25 protein-coding genes are annotated in these 21,428 nt (G+C 62.1%); 12 read left to right on the forward strand and 13 right to left on the reverse strand.

What is annotated here, in order from left to right; all coding sequences use genetic code 11:
- Positions 1–17: 17 nt before the first annotated feature.
- The 3 genes from LJD17_RS01975 to LJD17_RS01985 all read right to left on the reverse strand — a co-directional run bounded on the left by LJD17_RS01975 (position 18) and on the right by LJD17_RS01985 (position 784).
- Complete coding sequence (locus LJD17_RS01975) at positions 18–212, reverse strand: hypothetical protein (protein WP_227382899.1); 195 nt, start codon at positions 210–212, stop codon at positions 18–20.
- Between the two features lie 69 nt (positions 213–281).
- Positions 282–482: a hypothetical protein gene (locus LJD17_RS01980; RefSeq protein ID WP_227382314.1), complete on the reverse strand. Its 201-nt coding sequence runs from the start codon at positions 480–482 to the stop codon at positions 282–284.
- 92 nt (positions 483–574) lie between these two features.
- Positions 575–784: a cold-shock protein gene (locus tag LJD17_RS01985; RefSeq protein ID WP_227382315.1), complete on the reverse strand. Its 210-nt coding sequence runs from the start codon at positions 782–784 to the stop codon at positions 575–577.
- A gap of 636 nt (positions 785–1,420) precedes the next feature.
- Here LJD17_RS01985 and LJD17_RS01990 point away from each other — a divergent pair.
- A complete protein-coding gene (locus LJD17_RS01990; RefSeq protein ID WP_227382318.1) occupies positions 1,421–1,624 on the forward strand; it encodes a hypothetical protein in 204 nt (67 codons plus the stop codon).
- A gap of 1,144 nt (positions 1,625–2,768) precedes the next feature.
- Here LJD17_RS01990 and LJD17_RS01995 read toward each other — a convergent pair.
- The 4 genes from LJD17_RS01995 to cphA form a co-directional block, all read right to left on the reverse strand.
- Positions 2,769–2,978, reverse strand: a complete 210-nt coding sequence (locus LJD17_RS01995; protein ID WP_227382320.1) for a cold-shock protein — start codon at positions 2,976–2,978, stop codon at positions 2,769–2,771.
- Between the two features lie 745 nt (positions 2,979–3,723).
- The gene (locus LJD17_RS02000; protein ID WP_227382322.1) at positions 3,724–4,581 is read right to left on the reverse strand and encodes a cyanophycinase; all 858 of its coding nucleotides are present in this window, start codon (positions 4,579–4,581) and stop codon (positions 3,724–3,726) included.
- A 108-nt stretch (positions 4,582–4,689) separates the two neighbouring features.
- Entirely contained in the window at positions 4,690–5,472 is a 783-nt protein-coding gene (locus LJD17_RS02005; protein WP_227382323.1) for a glutamate ligase domain-containing protein, read from the reverse strand.
- On the reverse strand, positions 5,375–7,555 hold the full coding sequence (cphA, locus tag LJD17_RS02010) for a cyanophycin synthetase (protein WP_227382324.1): 2,181 nt from the start codon (positions 7,553–7,555) through the stop codon (positions 5,375–5,377). The genes LJD17_RS02005 and cphA overlap by 98 nt, the downstream gene beginning before the upstream one ends.
- 482 nt (positions 7,556–8,037) lie before the next feature.
- Here cphA and LJD17_RS02015 point away from each other — a divergent pair, with 482 nt between their 5' ends.
- A complete protein-coding gene (locus LJD17_RS02015) occupies positions 8,038–8,250 on the forward strand; it encodes a hypothetical protein (protein WP_227382325.1) in 213 nt (70 codons plus the stop codon).
- 29 nt (positions 8,251–8,279) lie between these two features.
- On the opposite strand, the gene LJD17_RS02020 is transcribed toward LJD17_RS02015, so the two are convergent.
- Genes LJD17_RS02020 through hemP form a run of 4 tightly spaced genes read right to left on the reverse strand, consistent with a single transcriptional unit; the run spans position 8,280 to position 11,202 of the window.
- A complete protein-coding gene (locus tag LJD17_RS02020) occupies positions 8,280–9,068 on the reverse strand; it encodes a heme ABC transporter ATP-binding protein (protein WP_227382326.1) in 789 nt (262 codons plus the stop codon).
- The gene (locus LJD17_RS02025) at positions 9,065–10,144 is read right to left on the reverse strand and encodes a FecCD family ABC transporter permease (protein ID WP_227382327.1); all 1,080 of its coding nucleotides are present in this window, start codon (positions 10,142–10,144) and stop codon (positions 9,065–9,067) included. The genes LJD17_RS02020 and LJD17_RS02025 overlap by 4 nt, the downstream gene beginning before the upstream one ends.
- An 11-nt stretch (positions 10,145–10,155) precedes the next feature.
- A complete protein-coding gene (locus LJD17_RS02030) occupies positions 10,156–11,025 on the reverse strand; it encodes a heme/hemin ABC transporter substrate-binding protein (RefSeq protein ID WP_227382328.1) in 870 nt (289 codons plus the stop codon).
- A gap of 12 nt (positions 11,026–11,037) precedes the next feature.
- Positions 11,038–11,202: a hemin uptake protein HemP gene (gene hemP, locus LJD17_RS02035; protein WP_227382329.1), complete on the reverse strand. Its 165-nt coding sequence runs from the start codon at positions 11,200–11,202 to the stop codon at positions 11,038–11,040.
- A 244-nt stretch (positions 11,203–11,446) separates the two neighbouring features.
- On the opposite strand from hemP, the gene LJD17_RS02040 reads away from it, so the two are divergent.
- The 4 genes from LJD17_RS02040 (at position 11,447) to LJD17_RS02055 (ending at position 15,403) form a co-directional block, all read left to right on the forward strand.
- Complete coding sequence (locus LJD17_RS02040) at positions 11,447–13,588, forward strand: TonB-dependent hemoglobin/transferrin/lactoferrin family receptor (RefSeq protein WP_227382330.1); 2,142 nt, start codon at positions 11,447–11,449, stop codon at positions 13,586–13,588.
- A gap of 174 nt (positions 13,589–13,762) precedes the next feature.
- The gene (locus LJD17_RS02045) at positions 13,763–14,101 is read left to right on the forward strand and encodes an antibiotic biosynthesis monooxygenase family protein (protein ID WP_227382331.1); all 339 of its coding nucleotides are present in this window, start codon (positions 13,763–13,765) and stop codon (positions 14,099–14,101) included.
- Positions 14,098–14,616 carry a heme utilization cystosolic carrier protein HutX gene (gene hutX, locus LJD17_RS02050; RefSeq protein WP_227382333.1) on the forward strand — a complete coding sequence of 173 codons (519 nt, stop codon included), beginning with the start codon at positions 14,098–14,100 and terminating at the stop codon, positions 14,614–14,616. The genes LJD17_RS02045 and hutX overlap by 4 nt, the downstream gene beginning before the upstream one ends.
- 31 nt (positions 14,617–14,647) lie before the next feature.
- Entirely contained in the window at positions 14,648–15,403 is a 756-nt protein-coding gene (locus LJD17_RS02055) for a HugZ family pyridoxamine 5'-phosphate oxidase (RefSeq protein ID WP_227382335.1), read from the forward strand.
- Positions 15,404–15,449: 46 nt separating this feature from the next.
- Here LJD17_RS02055 and LJD17_RS02060 read toward each other — a convergent pair whose 3' ends face one another.
- Positions 15,450–15,764 (reverse strand): hypothetical protein, encoded by a 315-nt coding sequence (locus LJD17_RS02060; protein ID WP_227382336.1) that lies wholly within the window; start codon positions 15,762–15,764, stop codon positions 15,450–15,452.
- Between the two features lie 170 nt (positions 15,765–15,934).
- Positions 15,935–16,123, reverse strand: a complete 189-nt coding sequence (locus LJD17_RS24185) for a DUF1236 domain-containing protein (protein WP_319799662.1) — start codon at positions 16,121–16,123, stop codon at positions 15,935–15,937.
- Between LJD17_RS24185 and LJD17_RS24190 the strand changes: the two genes are divergently transcribed.
- The 6 genes from LJD17_RS24190 (at position 16,113) to rpoN (ending at position 21,336) form a co-directional block, all read left to right on the forward strand.
- Positions 16,113–16,628, forward strand: a complete 516-nt coding sequence (locus tag LJD17_RS24190) for a hypothetical protein (RefSeq protein ID WP_227382922.1) — start codon at positions 16,113–16,115, stop codon at positions 16,626–16,628. The genes LJD17_RS24185 and LJD17_RS24190 overlap by 11 nt on opposite strands.
- A gap of 186 nt (positions 16,629–16,814) precedes the next feature.
- Positions 16,815–17,429, forward strand: coding sequence for a ribonuclease D (locus LJD17_RS02075; RefSeq protein ID WP_227382340.1), 615 nt, complete (start codon positions 16,815–16,817; stop codon positions 17,427–17,429).
- A 125-nt stretch (positions 17,430–17,554) separates the two neighbouring features.
- Entirely contained in the window at positions 17,555–18,262 is a 708-nt protein-coding gene (gene lptC / locus LJD17_RS02080; protein ID WP_227382342.1) for an LPS export ABC transporter periplasmic protein LptC, read from the forward strand.
- Positions 18,259–18,912, forward strand: a complete 654-nt coding sequence (locus LJD17_RS02085; protein WP_227382344.1) for an LptA/OstA family protein — start codon at positions 18,259–18,261, stop codon at positions 18,910–18,912. The genes lptC and LJD17_RS02085 overlap by 4 nt, the downstream gene beginning before the upstream one ends.
- A gap of 97 nt (positions 18,913–19,009) precedes the next feature.
- Complete coding sequence (gene lptB / locus LJD17_RS02090; RefSeq protein ID WP_227382346.1) at positions 19,010–19,801, forward strand: LPS export ABC transporter ATP-binding protein; 792 nt, start codon at positions 19,010–19,012, stop codon at positions 19,799–19,801.
- 92 nt (positions 19,802–19,893) lie between these two features.
- Positions 19,894–21,336, forward strand: coding sequence for an RNA polymerase factor sigma-54 (rpoN, locus tag LJD17_RS02095; RefSeq protein ID WP_227382347.1), 1,443 nt, complete (start codon positions 19,894–19,896; stop codon positions 21,334–21,336).
- The last annotated feature ends 92 nt before the right edge of the window (positions 21,337–21,428 follow it).

Consider the following 21,428-nt stretch of genomic DNA (forward strand, 5'->3'; position numbering starts at 1 on the left):
GGCGAGCGGGGAAGGGCTCAGGCGCCGCGAATTTCGCTCTCTCGAACCGCTCTCTCGATCATGCCGGATTTGATCCTGTACGAGAGTTCTCCCGTCTGATCGGCGGGCATCAACCGAACGATCTCGTAAACGCTCGCGGAGTCCATCCGGTTGTCTGAAATGCCCGGCTGCTTCAGCCGGACCATCTGTTTGATTTTGAACTTGTAAGACATTGGAATCTTTTTTGAATGGGAAAGGTCGAGATCGTGCATGGGACAGTCGCGTTCGCTGCCCACCTAATCTTACCGGACACGCTTGATGCTGGTGATGGTGCCTTCAGGCAGAGAGCCTTTTTCCTGTTGGGCACGGGCGATCAAGCTGACCGCGCGGTTGTCGCTGGCCTTTGCAGGATTGTCGATCCACAAATAAGCCGTGCGGGCGTCGTCATAGTTCACGGCGAAGATGACCGACTTGGCAGGGCTGCTTTTCCGGAACATGCTCATGCGAACCTCCTTGTTGTGGTTATTGGCGATAGAATTTCATGAAAAAACCGCTCCGTCGGGGAGCGGCCTGATGATGATGCGCCGGTTCATGTTTAGATCGTCTCGATGTTATGAGCGGCCATCATGCCCGACCGACGGTCCCTGACGGTTTCGAAGGAAACCCGCTGTCCCTCGACGAGGTCGCACAGACCGGCACGCTGGATCGCAATTCCATTGACGAGAACAGCCTGGCCGCCATGATCGGGCTGAATCAGACCCAACCCCTCCGCTTCATCGTAGGATTTCACTTTTCCGATGATCATCCGAAATTCCTTTCAGGGTTTCAGGGGCACATGCACAGATCCTCGCGATGAAGCGAGCTGCGTTGCTCTCGAAGTTCGAAGAGAGGAGCGCGCGCCTGAAAAGAAAGGCGAAAAGGGCCACATGTCCGGCCGATATCGATATCGGAAGATAAGCCGAGTAGAGGTCTATTTCAAGTCGGCGATCCAATAAAGGCGGGATGAGTTTTGTGACTCTTGCAGCTCTGCCAGTTATTTAGACGCGGGACATCAGTTGACTGGGCCCTGAGTGGGCCTCAAAGCTTCGTTCAAGTCCGGAAATATCGGTGTATAGAGGCAGGAGGAGCCGGCAAAGGGCTCCACGAGGAACTTTCATTGAAAATTTTTATTGTTGCCGCCGCATTGGGTTTATTGGCCCTGCCACAATCCGGGCATTCAGAGGAAAAGGCTAGAGCCGAGGCAGGCGATCCCAGACCTGTGAAGGTTTCTCCCACTGATCCGGCGGCTCGGTCCAACGCGATTGCCAGAGAGGCCCGTGACAAGGCTGAGGCCTTGGAGCGTGCCCGGGACCGCAAAATGAGACAGATCACGAAAGGCATCTGCACCGGATGCTGATTTCCGCCTGAGACGTAAATCACCAGAAGCCGATCTGTGCGCCCTATGCTCGACGCCCAGGACGGGTTTGGAGAACAGACGGCCTGGGTTCGTGCGCTTTTGAAAATGGCCGACCAGACATTAGCCTGCTTGCGCTGTCAGAAGCTCCAGTGGCCGGGACCGTTTGCCAATGTCGTCGACCCAGGAAAAACCCGCTGCCAGTATCAGCTCGGCGTTATCCTGATCATTGGAAGCGTCCATGTTCGATGACGCAAAGTCGGGAAGATGCGCCCATCCCCTTGCATCAGAGATTGTCTCCTCGGGATTTTAATCTCTTATCTGAACATTGTGAACGAGGTAGTGAGCTGGTTCTCATATGCGACACGGCTATAAACCTCGCCGATGCTCTTGATCTCATAGCGCGGAGCTTCATCGCCCGAAGGCAGATGCTTGATGATCACGAAGTCACCGCTCCAAGATGGTCCTAAGCATCGCTTATCGGTAAAAGTCACGCTTTGTCCGCACGGATAGAGATGCGCTGACATGATGTGGTCCTTTTGTGGTCTTTAAGGGCAAGATGCGCCGAAAGAGCTGTCACCAGGCAAACAGCACAATGAACAGAATGAACGAGAAAACGGCAGCCATGCTGGCTGTTGAAAGCCATGTTTGCTGAAGTCTATCGGTAAACGGAGAAGCGCTGGGCATGGAGCTCTGTCCCTCCGGACTGCCGAAACCATGGCGCGAGAGGGCGTTCAGCGGAAGGTTTGAGATTCAGATTGGCTGGCTGCAGGCAGGACAGGGCTTCGGTCAATTGTTCTCCGGATTGCTGGACCGCTGGACGGGGCTGCGGTGTCCGGCAAAGTTCATGTTCGCCTGCCATGCGAATCTCGTGACGATGAACCGAAGCAATCCTGTACTGTGGCTCGGACGCTTTCGTTTCCATGCAGGAAACGATTGTATACGGAGCTTTCCACATGAAGTGGGAATGCCGTTTCTCTGCATAAAGGACGATTTCCCCAACCGCGAACCGATGGGTTTCCATGGCGCATTCCTTCCTTGTCAGGCTCATGCAGGCCGCTATGCACAAGCAAGGGAGCACCGATGCGGTCAATAAAAGCTTTCGGCTTAAGAGTAGGATCTCAGGGGAAACGCGTCTCGGGACCGCTGAGATGGCCGGATCAACCTCATGAGGCCAATCGAAGTCAAAATAAGTCCTCCAAGGTAAAGAGCCAGTGGCGGGAGAAGTTCCATCCATCGGGATGAAGACACCATTGATGGCTGCGTGGCTGACGTCCCGGAACGGTTGTGTTCAAGCCAATTCCCGGCTCTCGTTGCGCAAAATAAAAAAAAGCCGCTCGGGAAGAGCGGCTTTCAAGAGGCGCAGCGAACCACGCCAGTCGTCAGGACCAGAGACTTAGGCGGTCTGGATGTTGTTGACGGCAACCTTGCCGCTGCGGCGGTCTTCAGCGGTGTCGAAAGTCACCTTCTGGCCTTCGCGAAGGCCACGGATGCCGGCGCGCTCAAGAGCGGTCGCGTGGACGAACACGTCCTTGTCGCCGTTGTCCGGCTGAATGAAGCCAAAGCCTTTTTGGTCGTTATAGAACTTAACGGTGCCCGAGTTCATGGGAATATCCTTGGTATGTCTGTGTCAGTGCACGTGAGCACGAGAATGCGCGAAAGCAGGCCTCGTACTCGGGTTCGTCGATGTTTGGGGAGAGCGTCTGAACGTGCGCCTAGCATGCCAAGGCGAAACGGCCCGATTGTCCGGCCAAATGTCGATGAACGCAATTTAGTGCGCTCATGCGGCAAATACAAGGCAGGCTCGCAGAAGAAGTTTTGCAGGCCGGTCGGCCGCTATTTTCCAGGGTCTGACGAATTATTCCGGATTTAGCCAGTTTTCCCTTGTGAAACTAGGCTCACTGATCCATATAGCACTTATCCAACCGACATGTTCGGCCTGCTCTCCTTAGCTCCGATTGAGCGCCGAGCCTGCTTTCCGTTCCCATCGATTGTCATTTCATGGTCCGCTCGGACAGGCCAAAGCCTGTCGATGAACCGTAGCCATGGCTCCAAACACAACAATTGCCGCTCGATCTCCCATCGAGGCGGCGAAAGGATTTTTATGTCGACGTCTATTCAAACGAAAACTGCTGAAAAGAAGCACTCGCTTGCAAAGAGCGCCCCCCAGGTCAAGCTCGCGCCAAAGCCCCAGCCCACAGGTCTTTCCCGAGAGGAAATCCGCCAGATCGTCCTGGAGATGATCGGCTAGTCTCACGGCCGGAGCAAATAAGCCAGGCCTTCGGGGAACAGCCCGGAGCCTGGCGCCATACTGGTTTGTTCATTCAACCGTACTTGCCTGCCCGGCTGGTTCAGGTCGCGGCCTGAATGGTCTCGATGGCGTGGCTTTTCTGAACGTCCAGCATCTCGGCCGGGCGGCGCTTGGCGACATTGAAGGCGTCGCCCGCGCTCAGCACATGCAGGCGGAGATCGTACATGGACAGCGAACGTTCCGGCTCGGCTTCGGCAATGTTGGAATGCGTCACGCCCGCGCCGTCCACCACGTAGACGCAGCCGCTGCCGATTACCTCGAAATGATCGTCCTTGAACACAAGGGCGGTATCCTCGTCGATGCCGATCCCGAGTTCACGCGGGTTATGAGCGACGGCGCCGAAAAGGCGCCCGAACCGCCCCCGCTCCGCAAAGTGCTGATCGATGATCATGTTGCGGACAAATCCCAGCCCCGGCGCCATGTGCAGATCGCCGATTTTGTAGGATTCGCCGCTGGTGCCCTTCACCAGCATCGTCTCGCTCATGACCGAGGCACCGGCGGAAGTGCCCGCCAGGAGCCCGCCCCGCTCGTGGATCTCACGCACCCGCTGCTCAATGGGCGTGTCGCCGATCTGGCTCGAGATCCGTAACTGGTCGCCGCCGGAAAAGAACACCCCGGCGGCGCCGTCGAACATGCCGAGCTTGTCCGGATCGAGAGTCTCGGCGCGATCCTTCACATAGAGTTCGACGAGATCCGTGATGCCCAGATCGGCGAAAGCACGCTCATAGGCCTCGAAATAGCCTTCGGGTTCATGGGATGCGACGGTGGCGATGACGAGCCTGCCGCCATCGAGGTGCTTGGCGACCTCCCGCAGGATCGTCCTCTCCCCCTCCTTGTCCTCGCCGCCACCGATAATGACGAGAGGCCCTCGGGCTCCTTTTCTCGCGCGTTCCGCCATGATCTTCGTACTTTCCTGGGCGTTGCCGGGATGGACGTCAGGATAGATGGGGCGCAAGTCGCGGTTAGCCCAGCGTGAGGGCGCTCCTCGGCTTGCGCAGGGTTGAAATCACGCGCTCTTGCGCCAGGAATCTTCCTGCTCGTCGGTTCGTTCGACCTCGACGTCGAAGCGAGTACCGGACCGGTAGGTGAGAACCTGCTGCCACATGGCCTCGACGTCCGTGGGCGTGAGCACCACGAGATCGCCCGGCTGCGCCATTCCCAGGCAAATATCCGCAGCCTCGTCCTCCTCAAGGATGCGCTTGATTCGCTCTTCGGGAAAACCGGCAGCCAGAGCGCCTTCCGCCAGAAGGGCCACGATCTCGCCGGGCCTGCGGCCGCGCCGGGCGGGATCCTCCCGGAAGATGATCTCGTCGAAATAACGCGTGGCCAAGGCTCCCATTTCGCGCATGTCGTCATCCCGGCGGTCGCCGGGGATGTTGATCATGCCGATCACCCGCCGATGGCGTGAGCGCATCTTGAGGATCAGGTCGCCGAGAGCCTGCAATCCGGCCGGGTTGTGGGCATAATCGAGAATGACGCGGAAGCCGTGCCCATCAAACACGTTGAGGCGTCCGGGGCTGTGCTCGAAGGAGTTCGTATAGGTGGACAGGGCCATGCGGATGACGTTGACCGGGACGCCCTGTGCATAGGCCATGGCCACGGCCCCCATGGCGTTCTGCACGTTGAACTCCGCCAATCCGCCGAGGGTGGCCGGAATCTCGGCGGCGCGCATCACATGGATGCTGTCGCCGTCATCGTGGATCACGATCTCGCCCCCCGGGGAGCGCCCGGCCTCGCGAACCACGGCAAGGCCGCCATCCTCGATATGCTGGCGCAGGATGTCCGGCATCTCGGCCCCGCCGGCGAAGGGAAAAGTAGCCGATCCGTCCGCCGGCGCGGCGACGCATGCCGACGGTCAGCGGATCATCGGCGTTGAGAATGCTCGTGCCGTTGCGGTGCACGGCCTCGACGACAACAGATTTCACCCAGGCGAGATCCTCGACCGAGTCGATGCCCTTCAGACCCAGATGGTCGGGCTGGATATTGGTGACGAGGCCCACATCGCAGGCGGAGAAGCCGAGCCCCTCACGCAGGATCCCGCCTCGGGCGGCTTCCAGAACCGCCACGTCCACGGTCGGATCACGCAGCACCACGCGCGTGCTCCAGGGGCCGGATGCATCCGTCTCCTTCACGCGATCATGGTTCACATAGATGCCCGTGGTCGAGGTCATGCCCACATTCAACCCGTGCGCCCGCAGGATGTGGCCGATCATGCGGCAGGTCGTGGACTTGCCGTTGGTTCCCGTGACGGCGAGGATCGGTATGCGCGTGGGCGCGCCGCGCGGGAAGAGCATGTCGATCACCGGCCGTGCCACGTTGCGCGGGCGTCCCTCGGAGGGTTGCAGATGCATGCGAAATCCCGGCGCGGCATTGACCTCGATGATCCCGCCGCCGGTTTCATGAACGGACCGGGCGATGTCGGGCGCAATGAAGTCGATGCCCGCGACATCGAGGCCGACGGCCTGGGCCACCCGTCGGGCAATCAGCGCATTGTCCGGATGAATCTCATCCGTGCGATCGATCGACGTTCCACCCGTCGAGAGATTGGCCGTGTCGCAGAGATACACGATGCGGTCTGCGTCGGGAACGCTCTCCGAGGTCAGCCCCGATTTCGCCAGCACACCGAGCACATGATCGTTCAACGTGATCCGGGTCATGACGTTTTCGTGGCCGTCGCCGCGACGGGGGTCGCGGTTCACCTCTTCCACGAGTTCCGCGATGCTCTGCCGACCGTCTCCCACCACGTGGGCGGGAACGCGCTCGGCGACCGCCACCACCTCGCCACTGACCACGAGAATGCGATGATCGCGCCCTTTGAAACAGCTCTCGACGATCACGCGGCGGGAATGTCGCGCCGCTTCCGCGAAGGCTGACGCGACTTCCTCGGGGGTCGAGAGGTCGATGCTGACCCCCCGTCCGTGGTTGCCGTCGAGGGGCTTCACCACAACGGGATAGCCGATCCATTCCGCCGCGCTTACCGCAGCCTCGACGCTGCGCACCACGTCGCCGCGCGGCACGGGCAGGCCCGAATCGGAAAGGAGCGTTTTCGTCAAATCCTTGTCGCTCGCCGCATCCGTGGCGATCGACGAGGTCAAGCTCGTGACGCTGGCGCGGATGCGCTTCTGGTGGCGCCCGGTGCCAAGTTGCACGAGACTCTGGTCGTCAAGGCGCATGACCGGAATGTCCCGGCGTTCGGCCTCGTGAACGAGGGACTGCGTCGTCGGACCCAGTGCTTTGCGACGCTGCACATACCTCAGAGCGTTGAGGGCGGCGTCCAGAGCGAAGCTTTCCTGGAGAGCAGGCTCATCCGCGTCATCGTAGATGCGTCCCAGACCTTGCACGCCCCGCAACGCGGCGGGCAGGAGAGAATCCACGAGCTGGAGCGCCAAGCGACCTGCGAGAAGGCCGGTCTCTTCCTCCTCATAAGCATACATGTCGTTGTACACGCCGGGCTCTCCGCGTACCGAACGGGTTTTGCTGCGCGTGACGCGCGCACCGATCAGCGATTGCAGCTCAATGGCCACATGTTCGGTCACGTGGCCGAGCCATGTGCCCTCCTCAAGGCGCCTGACGAAGCCGCCAGGCTCATGAAAGCTGCAACCGTGCTGATGAAGTCCCGGCAATACGGCGACGAGCCGCTCGGTGAAATCGACAAGGAGGTTCGAGGGGTGGTGCTCAAGCGACCCGAGGTCGAGCTTGATACGGATCATCGGGGTGAGGCTGTAAAGATGCGGCCCGCGATAAACGCCCTTCTCGATCACGCGCATGGGCTTGAGGTCCCGATCCGGTGCCTGCGCCTTCGGGGGATCTTGTTTTTCCTGCAGATGCACGACGTCCGCGGATGTTGCTTTCAGCTGAAACTCCTCGCCCACGCTCGGACTCCTATCGGGGACATGTCGAACGGCCGCGCTGCATGCAACGCGACTTTGCTTTGATTGGATTCTTGGTGATCAAGAGCGTTCAAAAAGAATCTTGGGGCTGCTTAATCCCCAAGCGCTAGTCCTTGTTCCAGGATCCGGCGGAGATTTTTTGATGTTATTTCGTTGAGAAATTAACCTGAGTTATTTCCTGATTGTGCACCGCATGCTTCGGCCTCAAAGCCTGGCTGGGGCTCTGGCCGAATCTCCATCTCAGGTCCGAGAACTACAGCCAGCCTTAACCGGCCCGACAATGCCTTGCTGCTCCGTGAACCATGCAATTTCCCGAAATGGATGCGAGCACGCGCATGCAAGAACGACTTTCATTACAGCCTCGTAACCTGGCTGTAATGCAGAGGGCATTCTGCCGAGCCTACGGTAGTGCCGCTTCCGCTTAGTCCCTTTGCCGGTCTGTCGGCTCACACGAAGGATCAGCCATGACATCTCATCGGAACAATGAGAGCCGGAAAGCCACAACATTGTCTCCCGTGGATTTGAAGCAGATCAAGGATGCAGTCGTGATGCTGCGGGCGTCCCACGCGAAGAGCATTCTGGCCGATCTGGTCGAAGAGAAGATCCGGGCCCTCGAAAACGATTCCGCGATGCCGCGCTCGGGCCCTGTCTCCACGCCTGTCAGGCGGATCTTCTAAGGCAGGCAATACAGGACAGGAAAGACACTTCAGGGGCTTGCGATCATCCATGGATGAGGCGGCAGACCGGTGCCCGTGAGGGCAACGCCGAAAACCTCCGTCAGGCACGCGGGCGTCAGCACGGCATGGGGCTTCCCATGCGTAACGAGGCGACCGTTTTGAAGAAGAACGACCTCATCGGCGATCCCGGCGGCGAGCTGAAGATCGTGCAGCACCGCAACGACGGTCAGGCCTTCTCTGGCAAGGTCCTGCGCCTTCGCGAGCACCGCGAGCTGATGCTTCAGATCCAGGCTCGCGATCGGCTCGTCGAGGAACAGCACCTGCCGGGTTTCCACCGTCCGTCCCGCAGCAAGCTGCGCAAGCACGCGGGCGAACTGAACCCGCTGGCGCTCCCCTCCCGAGAGGGTCTGGTAATTGCGGCCGGCAAGATGGGCCACATCGGCATGTTCGAGGGCGGTGCGCGCAAGACGGTGCCGGTCGGCCCGCGACAAACCCCGCCCGAGGCCCTCGACACCGAGGCCGGCGACCTCGAAGGCCGTGAACGGAAAGGTCAGGTCCGACGCTTGCGGCATGACGGCCCGCTTATGGGCCAGCAGCCACGCAGGAATGCTTGCGAGCGTATCGCCGTTCAGGACGACCCGTCCCCGGGTCGGGGCGAGCTCGCCGCATAACATCCGCACCAGGGTCGACTTGCCGGCTCCGTTGGGGCCCAGAACGACCGTAAGGCTGCCTTCTCTTACGGCAAGATCGACGCCGTCGAGCAGGGTGCGCCCGCTTCTCGTGTAGGACAGGTCTCTTGCTTCCAGGATCACGCTCACAGGGCGATCCCTCCCTGACGACGCAGCAGGAGCCAGAGGAAGAAGGGTGCGCCGAGAGTTGCCGTCAGAATACCGATCGGCAGTTCCGCCGGCGCCGCGATCGTGCGCGCAACCGTATCGGCGGCAACGAGAAGCACAGCCCCGAGGAGTGCGGAGGCCGGAAGCAGCATCCGGTGGTCCGGTCCCGCGATGAGCCGGAGCATATGCGGCACCACGATGCCGACAAAGCCGATCATGCCCGCCGCGGCGACCGAGGCTCCGACCGTGATGGCGACGATCAGGATCGCCAGAGCCTTGACCCGCTGCACCGGGACACCGAGATGAAAAGCCTCGGCCTCGCCGAGCGCCAAGGCGTTCAGCCCACGGGCCAGAAACGGCATCGCGACGATGCTCGGCAGGATCAAGGGCAGGATCGCGATGATCTTCGTCCAGGTCGCGCCGCTCAAGGAGCCGAGGGACCAGAACGACAGATCGCGCAATTGCCGGTCGTCGCTGAGATATGAGAAGAGGCCCATGACGGCGCCGGACAATGCGCCGAATGCGACGCCCGCCAGCAGCATGGTGGCGATTGAGGTTCGTCCGCCGCGCGTTGCCACGAGATAAAGGCCGAGCGTCGTCAGCAATCCACCCGCGAAGGCACCGATGGGAAGCGCCCCGAAGGGAAGCGGCCCCATGAGCGGCGCAAGCAGCGCATCGCCGAGGGTGATCGTCGCAGCTGCCGCTACGGCAGCTCCGGCCGAAACCCCAACGAGTCCGGGATCCGCCAGCGGATTCCGGAACAACCCCTGCATGAGGGCACCCGACGAGGCAAGGCCCGCACCCACCAGCATCCCGAGCAGCAGGCGCGGCAATCTCACCTGCAGAACGATGAGCGTTTCACCGCCTCCGGTTCCTGTTTGTCCAACGAACATGTCCGCCAGAATCGAGAAGACCCGCGACGCCGGAACCCCCGTTGCGCCCAAACTCAGGGCCACGAGGCCGACGAGAAGGAGCAGGATCGCCAGACACGCGAATACCAGCCCGGGGCGTTCCCGCAATGAGCGCCGCTCTCCGGCACCGTCGGTCCCCGTTCTCATGGCGCCTGCCGTCATGGCCGGGCGGGTCCGAGCTGGTCCGGATGGAGCGCGCGCATCAGATCGCGCGCGGCGTCCGGTGTGCGGGGTCCGAACCCGAGAAGATAGACGCCGTCCATGACCACCAGACGCCGCTGCGCCGCGGCCGGCGTCGCCGCGAAAGCGGGCAGGCCGAACGGGTTCGGCGCATTGCCGCCGGGTCCGTTCTGCATCATGACGATAGCCTCGGGGGCGGCGGCAATCAGTCCTTCGTCCGAAAGCGGCTTCCATCCGGTCAGGGAGGAGGCGACGTTGGACGCTCCCGCCAAGGACAGCATGGCGTCGGCGGTCGTGCCTTTTCCGCCAACCAGGGGGCGCCCGTTCTGGAGCGACAACACGAACAAGGTTCGGGTCGGCCGCTTGACGCGCGTCCTCTCCTCGGTCAGCCGTTCAAAGCCCTCGTTGATGGATTTCGCCAGAGCCACCCCGCGGTCTTCGGCATCGACCGCTTGTGCGATCACCTCGACCCGCCTGAGAATACCCGCCGGGCTCGGTTCGTCGGGAACGCGGATGATCGGAACGCCCGCCTGCTCAATCAGGCGCAGCGCATCGGGCGGGCCTGCTCCCTCGGCGGCGAGCACCAGGGTTGGGCTTAAGGACAGAACGCCTTCGGCACCGAGCGCCCGAACGTAGCCCACATTGGCCTTCGTCTTCAGGGCGTCCGCCGGATATTGGCTCGTGGAGTCGACCCCCACGATCTGGGCCTCATGCTCGAGGCGATAGAGGATTTCCGTCACGGCGCCGCCGATACTGACGATCCGGCGTGCGGGGGCAGCGCCGGCGCGCGATGCGCCCAGCAGCATCGTCGATGCGAAGAGGAATGTGCGGCGGGAGAGCGTCGTCATCGGATGGAGGCCTTATTTGGTGAGGATCAGTTTACCGTTTGCCGTGACCCGCAGGCGGTATCGCTCGCCCCGGTGAAGCAGCACGACCTCGCGTTCGCTGCCGATCAGGCTCGCGACCTCGATTTCCTTGGCTTCTCGTGTCCTGTCGCCCTTGGGTCGCGACGGCGGGTTCTGCACGGCTCTCTCCAGTTTTGATGCGTTCTAAATTAAGTAACGTTTTAAGACTTTATGTATTCGCAGTTTAGAACAACGTAAAACTACGAACTCACGAGCGTCTATTGACGGCGTTACTTGATTTGGATAACGAATGCAAACCTTCTCAGAGCACGAGAGAAGGCCGATAGCCAGCCAGCGTGAACCTGTTCTCCGCGAGCCAGCCAGTCACCGAGAAAAACATCGTTAAAAGACTGGAATCGTCAGGATGATTACCTTCCTGCGCGAAGGACTTCGCGCGTCCACATCCCATGGGGCTCTTCTTCTTCTCGCGCCGCTGGCCGGTGCGCCTTTGATGGGGGCTGCCCACGCGCAGACCGCTGCCGTGCCGAATGACGGCAACGCGGTGCTTCTCGATACGATCACGGTCACCTCCGGTAAAACCGAGAACAAGGTGATCAACGATCTCGCCGGGTCGAGCGTCGTCACGCGGGAGCAGATCGATCTGTTTCAATCCTCGCGCATCTCGGACGTGCTTCAGGGCGTCCCCGGTGTGACGGTTCTGGAAACCGGGACGGACCCGGGGCAGGCCATCAACATTCGCGGCCTCCAGGATTTCGGCCGCGTGAACGTGCTCGTGGACGGCGCGCGCCAGGATTATCAGGTGAGCGGCCACGGCGCGAACGGCACCTTCTATCTCGATCCCGAACTGATCGGGCAGGTCGACGTGACGCGCGGGCCGGTGTCCAACGTCTACGGCTCGGGCGCGATCGGCGGCGTGGTTTCCTTCCGCACACGGACCATCGACGACATTCTCAATCCCGATGAGAAATACGGCGCAACCCAAAAGTTCGGCTATGGCACGAACGGCGCGGGTATCCTGACGAACAGCATGGTCGGGGCGCGGATCGGAACGGCCGCGGACGTGTTCGGCCAGTTCCTTTATCGCAATACGGGCAATTACCGCGACGGCGACAACAACAAGATCCGGGATTCCGACTCCGAGCTGACCTCGGGGCTGTTCAAGTTCAACCTGTATCCGGCGGATGGGCACACGGTCAGCGGCTCTGCGCTGCTGCAGAACTACGATTTCACCAATAACGGCGACACGGGCGCCGGAACCCGGTTCAAGAACGACGTCACGGCGAACACGTTCACCCTCGGCTATCGCTTCAACCGGCCCGATATACCCTGGCTCGATCTGAGCCTGAAGGCCTACTACACCACCACGGAAGACCGGAAGCGCGTCATCACGCCGACCTCGACCTACGGCGCCCTCGGGGTCCGGCCCGGCGCGCCGCTGAACTACAGCATGGATACGGCCGGGTTCGACTTCAACAACACGGCCCGGTTCGAGACGCATGGTCTCGCGCATGCGCTGACGGTCGGCGTCGACGGCGCGCAGGACATAGGCCGCACGCGCGACCGCGCAGGTGGTTATGGATCCGCTTTCACACCTTCGGGCGATCGCACGCTCATCGGCGCCTTCGTCCAGGACGAGGTGCGCTTCACGCCGTGGCTGCGTGCCATCGGGGCCCTGCGGTTCGACAGCTACGAGCTAAGCAGCGTGCGCACCAGCTCGGACGGTTCGCGTGTCTCGCCGAAGCTCACGATCGGCGTCGAGCCGATCAAAGGGATCGAATTCTACGGGACATACGCGGAAGGCTACCGCGCGCCGTCCATTACGGAAACCCTGATCCAGGGCTCCCATCCGTTCCCGATCTTCAACATCCTGCCGAATCCCAATCTTCGTCCCGAAGTGGCCCACAATCTCGAGGGCGGGGTCAATATCCAATACGACAGCGTCCTGACGGCCGGCGACCGTTTCCGCGCCAAGGCATCGGTCTTCCGCAACGAGATCGACGACTACATCGACACGGTCGCGGTCGGGCCCGTCTACAATGTCCCGGTCGTTCCCGGCATGCCGGCGAGCGTCTGCCGGTTCGTGCCCCGGCTGTGCCTCATCGGCATTCAGGACCAGCAGTACCAGAACATCGCCGAGGCCCGCCTTCAGGGTGCGGAACTGGAAGCCGCCTATGATTGGGGCCAGGGATTCGTCACTGTGGCGGGCACCATCGTGAACGGCAGGAACGAGATCACGAACGCCCCGCTCAACTCGGTGGCGCCCAACCGCTTCAGCACCACGATCGGTTTCCGGTTCCTGGATGACAAGCTCACGGTCGGAACCCGGTTGACCTTCGTGGACGACACCAAACGAACCGTCACCAACCCGGAGAAGGGATACGGTCTCGTCGATCTGTTCGCGTCCTATCGCTACAACGAGAACATCAGCGGCGACGTGACCATCCAGAACGTCTTCGACCGGCAGTACACTCAATATCAGAACAGCAATCCAAGTCCCGGCCTTACGGCCAAATTCGGCCTGACGGTGAAATTTGCCAGCCGCTGAGCCGAGAGACGCCAGAACATCGCGCCTCGGTGCCGAACCGGCGCGCGGTGAAAACACGAGAAAAAAACCGGACAGCGCAGGACATGGGCTTCCGGCATCCCATATCCAGATTTGGAATGCGGCGCCCGCGCCACATCCTCGCCGAGCTTTGACATCCGACAGAAGGAAATCGCCATGTTTATCGCCATGAACCGCTTCAAGGTCCTCAAGGATGCGGCGGACGCTTTTGAGCAGCGCTGGCTCTCGCGGGAAAGCTATCTCCACGAACTCGAAGGCTTTCTGGAATTCCACATGCTGCGTGGTCCGGAGCGCGAGGACCATATCCTCTATTCCTCCCATACGCTGTGGGCATCGAAAGCCAATTTCGAGGCCTGGACACGCTCGGAGCAGTTTCGCTCGTCACATACCCGCGCCAGCACCGGCGACAACAAGCCCATGACCCTCGGCCATCCCGAATTCGAAGGTTTCGAGGTCATTCAAACCATCGGTCCCGCTCTCAAGGCGGCGGAATGACGATGACGGTCGGTTCCGCCGAAGACCTGATCCGGCAGGATCTCGCCGCAAAGCCTGACGGCGTTCTCGAATCCGTCGCGGATGCCCACGGGGTTCCGTTGCAGATCGTGCTGGATTGCCTCCCGGAAGGCGCAGCCGTGCCGGTTCCGGGAACCCTGTTCGAGGAGATCTGGCGAGATCTCACCGGATGGGGCGAAATTACCTTCATCGTGCATACGCGCGACGGCGTCTTCGAATGCAAGGGCCGCGTGCCGCCGGGAACCTTCGGACGCGGGAGCTTCAATATTCATGGCGACAGCCCGATCGGCGGGCATTTGCGTGCGGACCGTTGCCGCTTCATTTATTTCGTCGACAGGCCGTTCTTCGGAAAGCGTTCCTGCTCCGTGCAGTTCGTCAATGAGGATGGGGGCGTCATGTTCAAGATTTTCGTCGGACGCAATGAGGATCGGAGCCTGAAGACAGATCAGTTGGAACGCTTCGAGGCGCTTCGTGCAAAACACGGCGGGCGGTCTTGAAAGCCGGTCGGGATTGAGGGATGAGAGCACCATGACGAAAGACCCGATGCTGCCGGTTGATGACGAGGCTCGCCTGTTGGCGAAGCGGCTGATGCGCACGGCCCGGTCCGGCGCGCTGGCAACGTATGACGGCGCGGCCGGACTACCTTTTGCCAGCCTCGTGCAGGTCGGAACCGATCTTGACGGGTCGCCGCTCATCCTGACATCGGAGCTTTCGGCCCACACCCGCCTGCTCGCCGCCGACCCGCGCTGTTCGGTTCTTTTATCGGCCATCGGCAAGGGCGATCCTCTGGCCCATCCACGCCTGACCCTCCTGGCCGAGGCCGAAAGACTGGAGCGCGATGCCCCCCGGACGCAACACATCCGGCGGCGCTATCTCGCGCAGCACCCCAAGGCCGCGCTTTACGTGGATTTTCCGGATTTCTCGTTCTGGCGGCTCAATCTGACCTGGGGGAGCCTCAACGGCGGCTTCGGCCGGGCTTATCGGCTGGAACGGACCGATCTTCTGGCCGACCTGTCCGCTTTTCCTGATTTCTACGAGGGTGAAGCCGGAGCCGTCGAGCACATGAACACGGACCATCGCGAGGCTGTGGGCCTTTATGCGACGAAACTCCTGGGAGCGCAGGAGGGAGCATGGCGGCTTGTCGGAATCGATCCGGAAGGGCTTCAGCTGGCGCTCGGCGATGAAATCCTTCGCCTCACGTTTCCAAAGGCCCTCGAGAATGTCGGCGACCTACGCCGGATGCTCGTGGACCTGGCGCAACAGGCCCGGGGTACATCGGCGTGAGGTCACTTAAGGAAAAGGGGCGTTCGGTCGAACGCCCCTTCGCCCATCAATAATCGTAATAATAATCTTCCTGGTAATAGCGGCGCGGCGGCTCGTAAGCAGGCCTGCGATAGGCAGGCTGCGTTGCGGCGCTCAGAGCGCCACCGATAATCGCGCCCGTCACGCCCGCGGCGATGGCGGCGTTGTTGGAGCGGCGGTAATAGCGTGGCGCATAGTAGCCCCGCGGAGCGCCGTAGGCATAACCGCCGTGATGTTTGTAATGTCCGTAGGCATGGCCGCGTCCGGGGCGGGCCTCGGCCGATCCGGCGAAAGTCGATGCGGCTATCACCACAGTACTCAACGCAACAAGAAGCGTCTTCATGTCGTGTCTCCTTCGGGTCTCTCGTCTTAAAGAAAGATCATCGCCGCACAACGTTCCCTCATCAGGGAATCATCTTGCCGATTCCGGCCTTTGACTTCGCTTGATGCGGCAACGGAAAACGGCTGCGAAGAGATGCTTCGCAGCCGCTGGAACCAAAAGAGGCAGAGGCCTTAACCCTGGCGCTCGATCACCGTCACGATCTTGCGGGTCTTGGGTTCGACGATCACGATCTGGTCGCGGATGACCACGTAGCGGCATTCGGGCAAGCCATGAAGGATACGCACCACGTCGCTCGGGCAGGTATGAAGCGTAGTGACCGTCGTGGGGACGACGGAGCCGACGCTGACCGTGAAATTCACGTTGTTGAGAGGCTCCACGCGAACGGACCTGAAGGCATGGCTGATTTCCGTGCGCTGCTCCGTGGACACCGAGACGCTGGTTGTCGTGCTGCCTGTCGCGTTCGGAGCATCTCGGGTCTGCGTCGCGGCCGTACCCGACGTCGGGGCGTTGTTCGGCGCGCCGGTGGAAGCGTTGCCTGTCGGGGATGGGGCGCTGGTGTTCGTGCCTGATCCTGTATTGCTGGCCGCGCCGCCGGTTCCCGTTGCGGGATTCGCGGTGCCGCTCGATGTTCCGTCAGAAGGCCTCAAGGTCGTGCCGCTCCCGCCGGATGCGTCGCCGGACATTCCTCCGGAAGCTGCGCCGGGGGAACCGCTGGAAACACCCCCTGAAGTTCCTCCTGTCGTACCGCCCGACGCGCCTCCCGAGCTTCCTCCGCTCGTCTGGGCAATTGCCGCAACGCTCAAGGATAAGACTGCCGCGGCGACCGTTGTGAGAAGGGTGATGCGCATGACTTCGTCTCCCTAACGTGACGCGATAAGGAACGTCAGGTCGTTTTAACGACGATCCAGGGGCCCCGTTCCATTCCCTGGCGGAATAGGCGCGCGCTTCGCCGAGCGGCTTGCCGGGGGCCGGCCAGGAGGTTGCGCGTTGATGCCGCCGGGGGAAAAGGCTAGAGGCTCACGTCCGCCTTTTTTCAAACCGAGATCCTTCATGACCACGCGCTTCCACCGCGGCGATCTGCCCGCCGATTACCGGCCCGGCCCGGCCATTGCGATCGATACCGAGACGCTCGGCCTCAATCCCCATCGGGACCGGCTCTGCGTCGTGCAGATCTCGACCGGCGACGGCAGCGCCGACGTCGTGCAGATTCTGAAGGATGCCCCCGCCCCGAAGAACCTGATCCGCGTCCTGGGCGACGAGAGCGTCCTCAAGATCTTCCATTACGCCCGGTTTGATCTCGCGGTGCTGTTTCATGCCTTCGGGGTGATGCCCCGCCCGGTCTATTGCACCAAGATCGCGTCCCGGCTCGTGCGCACCTATACGGATCGCCACGGCCTGAAGGACCTGTCACGGGAGTTGCTGGGGGTCGAGCTGTCCAAGCAGCAGCAATCGTCCGACTGGGGGGCCGATACGCTGACCCAGGCCCAGCTCGACTATGCGGCTTCGGACGTTCTGCATCTCCACGCCCTCAAGGAGAAGCTCGACGGGATGCTGGAACGGGAAAACCGCCTCGGAATCGCCCATCAGTGCTTCTCGTTCCTGCCCACCCGGGCTCAGCTCGATCTTCTCGGCTGGCCGGAGACGGACATTTTCGCGCATAGTTGACGGGCCCTTAAACTTTTGAGGATATAACCTCATATCCCGTCATAACTTCGCCACGGCCATCGGCCATGGCGCATCGCCTCATTGGCGGAAAGAGGATCTCAGGGGTGGCCGGAGCAAAGGGAATCATGACGGGAAACGGTTCGGCCGCGCGGTCGAGCTCGCGCCTGCGCGATTTTTCCAGGGCCCGCCGCCATTCCCGCTGGGTTCGTTTCGCCAAGATCGCCATCCCGCTCGGGTCCGTCCTGGCGCTGGGAATCGTGGTCCTGCTCGCGTACTTCAACCCCTTTCGCAATATCCAGGGCCTATCGGTCGGTGCGATCGGCGTCAGCGGAACTCAGGTCACCATGCAGAGCCCCAAGCTCACGGGTTTCCGCAACGATAATCGGCCCTATGAAGTGACGGCCAGCGAGGCTGTGCAGGATGTCCGTAAGCCCAATTTCGTCGAACTCAAAGAGCTTCGCGCCCGGATCGTGACCGACGACAAGGGCAGTGCGGCTCGGCTTCAGGCCGCCTTCGGGGTGCTCGACACCCAGAAGGAGCAGATGAACCTCCGCGACAGCGTCCGGGTCCACACGGATGCGGGCCAGCAGGTGGATCTCCGTTCCGCTTTCGTGGATTTCAAGGCCGGCCGGGTTTTGTCCGAGGAGCCCGTCACCGTGACTCTCAGCAACGGCCTCATCGAGGCGACGGGCCTGGAAGTGACGGAGAACGGCAAAAACATGCATTTCAAGGGCCGCGTCCGCACCACGTTCGCTAACGATGCCGCCTCTTCCTCTCCCCCTGCCGCGGGCCAGCCCGAGCTGCCGGCGCAACCGACAAGTCTCCGCCCATGACGATGTTTCACCACATGGCGCTCCTGAGCGCGCTCGCTCTCTCGGCCCCGGCCGCCATTCAGACCGCCGCCGCGCAGCCGTCTCAGCCGGCGGGGAAGGAGCGGGCTGCCGGGTTCGGCAATTTCGGCGCCAGCAAGGAGCCGATCAAGATCGATGCCGACCAGCTCGACGTCTATGACAAGGAAGGCCGCGCGGTCTTTACCGGCAACGTGGTGGCCGTGCAGGGCGACAGCACCATGAACTGCACCCTGATGACGGTGCTGTACGAGCAGAAGCGCGACGGTCAGAACAGCGGTCCCGCAGCGCCGGGCGCCGACGACAGCGCGATCAAGAAGATCGATTGCAAGGGGCCGGTCACCATCGTGTCGAAGACCCAGGTCGCGACGGGCGACAACGCATCCTTCGATCGGGTGGCCAACAAGATCTATCTGATCGGCAACGCAGCCCTCAGCGACGGCCCCAACGTCACACGCGGAGAACGGGTGGTTTACGACCTGAACACGGGCGTTGCCAATGTCGAGACCAAGCCTGGCGGGCGCGTTCGCGCGCTCTTTGTTCCCGGGAGCGGTACCGAGGGCAAGCCCGCTGCCCCGGGAGGAGCCGCCGCCCCGGCCGCCAAGCCCAAGCCGCAGAAGCCGGCGACGAACTGACGTCGCTGGTCTGTCCCGGTTTCATATTTCGTAGCGGTTCATTCCCTTGAAAACCCTTTTCAATCGTTCTCGCGCCCCCTCGTCCAAGGGGCCCTTCATGAGCGTTCCGACGGATCAACATCTGCCGGTTTTCGATCCGCAGGGCGGTCAGGCGACCTTCGGCGGACCGGGCACCCTGGCGGTGAAGGGCCTCCAGAAGAGCTATCGGGGCCGCACCGTCGTGCACGACGCTGCCCTCAACGTCCGCGCCGGTGAGGCGGTGGGCCTGCTTGGTCCCAACGGGGCGGGTAAGACCACGATCTTCTACATGATTACCGGCCTCGTTTCGGCCGACCGGGGTCTCATCAGCCTCGACGGGCACGATGTGACCAACCTGCCCATGTACCGGCGGGCCCGCTTGGGGATCGGTTATCTTCCGCAGGAGGCCTCGATTTTCCGCGGCCTCAACGTGGAGGACAACATTCGGGCCGTGCTCGAGATCGTCGAGCCCAGCCGCAAGGAGCGGGAGCGCAAGCTCGACGCTTTGCTGGACGAGTTCAACATCACGCGGCTGCGCAAGGCTCCTTCGATCGCGCTGTCGGGCGGTGAGCGGCGGCGCTGCGAAATCGCCCGCGCGCTCGCGGGCGAGCCGACCTTCATGCTTCTGGACGAGCCGTTCGCGGGCATCGACCCGATCGCGGTCGGCGACATTCAGAACCTCGTGCGCCATCTGACCCGCCGCGGCATCGGCGTGCTGATCACCGACCACAACGTCCGCGAGACTCTCGGGCTGATCGACCGGGCCTATATCATCCATTCCGGACGCGTGCTGACGGAAGGCCACCCCGATGCGATCGTGGCCAACGAGGATGTCCGTCGCCTCTATCTGGGTGAGGATTTCCGTCTCTGATGCTGCGGCTTCGCCTTTGACGGGGCCGGAATGGCGCGATAGATCTTGAAGCCGCATGAGCAATCATACGGCCGCGCTTCCGGGATGAGGTCATGACGTCAACGCAACGGTTGGAACTGCGTCAGGGGCAATCCCTGACCCTGACCCCGCAGTTGCTTCAGTCGATCAAGCTCCTGCAGCTGTCCCATCTTGAGCTGTGCGCCTTCGTGGAAGCGGAGCTTGAGCGAAATCCTCTGCTCCAGACGATCGAGGCCGACTCGGCCGCTCACCCCCTGCCGCTTTCGCCAGCCGCCCGGAAGACCCGGGAAGCGTCCCTCGTCGGACGGATCTTTCCCTCTCTCCCGGCCAGCCGTCGCCAGGCCGCCATGGCGAAGGGAGCCGGCCTTTCCGGGGGCTCGTCGGCGCCGAGCGAGCACGCTTCCGAAGGGGAGGGCGGTTCGGCCCAGCATGTGAGCCTCGCGCAGCATCTCGAAGCGCAGCTCGATCTCGCGACCACGGACCCGCTTCTGCGCCTGGTCGGCCGGGATCTCATCCATAGCCTCGACGAGGCAGGTTATCTCCGGGACGAGGTTGGCGAGATCGCGGATCGCCTCGGCCGCACGCCGGTCGAGGTGGAAGCCGCCCTCGCCGTCGTCCAGAGCCTCGATCCGACCGGGGTCGGAGCACGCGATCTCGTGGAGTGCCTTTCGCTGCAGCTGCGCGAGCGCGGCCTTCTCGACGATCCGATGCAACGTCTGCTGACCCGTCTCGATCTGGCGGCGAAACGCGACCTTGCCGGACTGGAGCGCCTTTGCGGCCTGGGGGAGGAGCAGGTCAAGGATCTGCTGGGGCGGCTTCGCCGCCTCGATCCGAAACCGGGCTTGGCCTTTTCATCCGCGGCGATCGACCTTTTGGTGCCGGATGTCCTCGTGCGTCAGGATCCCGCCGGCGGCTTCCTGGTTGAGTTGAACCCTGAAACGCTCCCGAGGGTCCTGCTCGACAGATCCTATTACGCCCGGGTGGTCCCGTCCGCTCGCAGCGAAACCGATAAAGCCTTCCTGACCGATTGCCTGCAGACCGCTCACTGGCTGACCCGCAGCCTCGACCAGCGGGCCACGACGATCCTCAAGGTCGCAACGGCGATCGTGCGGCACCAGGAGGCTTTTTTCCGGCAGGGCATCCCCGGCCTGCGACCCTTGACGTTACGGGACGTCGCGGAGGAGACGGGTCTGCACGAATCAACCATCTCCCGGGTCACCGCCAACAAGGCTTTCGGGACGATTCGCGGGACGCTTCCCATGAAATTCTTCTTCGGAAGCGCGCTCCAGGGAGAGGCGGGCGCAGAGCATGCGGCCCGTTCCGTCCAGCACCGGATCCGCCAGCTCGTGATGGCGGAAGATCCCGAAAAAGTGCTGTCGGACGATGCAATTGCCCAAAAATTGAAGGCGGATGGCATCTCTATCGCCAGACGGACCGTGGCCAAGTATCGGGAAGCTTTGCGCATTCCGTCCTCGACCGAGCGCCGCGCACGGGGGAGGCATCGTCATGCGTCCTAATGAGCGCCGTCAAGTCTTGTATTGAGCGCAGGAAGCGTCATCATCCGTCTGTCGCCCATCAGAACGCGGCGTGCCGCAGAACAACGAGGGAT

Origin of the sequence: Microvirga rosea, from assembly GCF_020595095.1 — a bacterium.
Classification (GTDB): Bacteria; Pseudomonadota; Alphaproteobacteria; order Rhizobiales; family Beijerinckiaceae; genus Microvirga; species Microvirga rosea.